The organism is Rhizobacter sp. P3_C12, assembly GCF_056402735.1.
The window spans coordinates 1-1,134 of record NZ_JBFUGW010000608.1 but is presented as its reverse complement, the minus strand read 5'-3'; the positions used below and the strand labels follow the sequence as shown (position 1 = coordinate 1,134).

Annotated in this window: 1 pseudogene; it reads left to right on the top strand. The window is 67.4% G+C overall.

The annotated features are described in order from the left end of the window. A pseudogene (locus AC1DXV_RS34900) lies at positions 1–1,134 on the top strand (hypothetical protein); the annotation flags it as partial.

Sequence of the window (1,134 nt, the reverse complement as noted above, 5' to 3'; positions counted from 1 at the left end):
GGGCATCGGCAAGCTGTGCGCGACGAGCGCCAGCACCGACATGAGCCAGCAGTGGGTGTACGACAGCCTGGGCCGGCTGGTCAGTAACCGCACGACCGTGGCGAACGGGCCGAGTTTTGCGAGCGCGCTGAGCTACGACGCGAACGGCCGGCAGGCGACGCAGACGTGGCCGACCGGGCTGACGGTGAACTATGGGTACACGCCGAAGGGATTCCTCGGCAGCGTGTCGCTCGCGACGGCGGTGACGGTGAACCCGCTGCCCGCCACGCCGGGCGGTACGCCGGGTGYGAGCATCGCGCTGCCGGCGGGCACGGTGCTGTGGCAGGCACAGGCCTACAACGCATGGGATCACCTTGAGCAGCAGCGCTACAGCAATGCGGTGGTGAGCAAGTCGGGCTATGAAGCCGCGACGGGCCGCGCGAGCAGCCTGACGACGGGCAAGGGCAACGCCACCGACGTGCTGAACCACGGCTATGTGTGGGACAGCCTGGGCCGGTTGACGAACCGCAACGATTCGAATGGGGATGGCGCTACCGGCGCGGTGACGGAGAACTTCGAGCACGACGCGCTCGGCCGGCTGCAGCGCTACACGGTGGCCGCTCCTGCGATCAGTGGGCTGGTCCGGACTGTCAGCCTGCAATACAACGCGCTGGGCAGCATCCTCTACAAGAGCGATGTGGGGGCGTACAGCTATGGCGCGCAGGGGGCCAATTCCGTTCGACCTCATGCCGTTCAATCGATCGAAGGCGCAGCCGCCAACACCTACGGCTTCGACGCGAACGGGAACATCGCGAGTGCGACAGCGGGCAAGTACCGCGGCATCACCTACACCGGCTTCAACCTGCCGGACAGCCAAGCAGGCGTGCAAGGGCCGTCAGGTGGCCCGAGCTACGTGTGGAACTACGACGAGGACCATGCGCGCATCCGCGAGGTGCGGACGATTCCGAGCGGCACGAACGCCGGAACGCGCACCACGTGGTACCTGCATCCGGACAACACCGGAGGGCTGGCCTTCGAGAGCGAGGTCAATGCGCCGACGAGCCCGAGTACCGCGAACCCGGCGGTCACAAGCAACCGCCACTACCTGAGCGCAGGCGGCCAGAGCCTCGGCGTGCTGGTCACCACCGGAGCGCT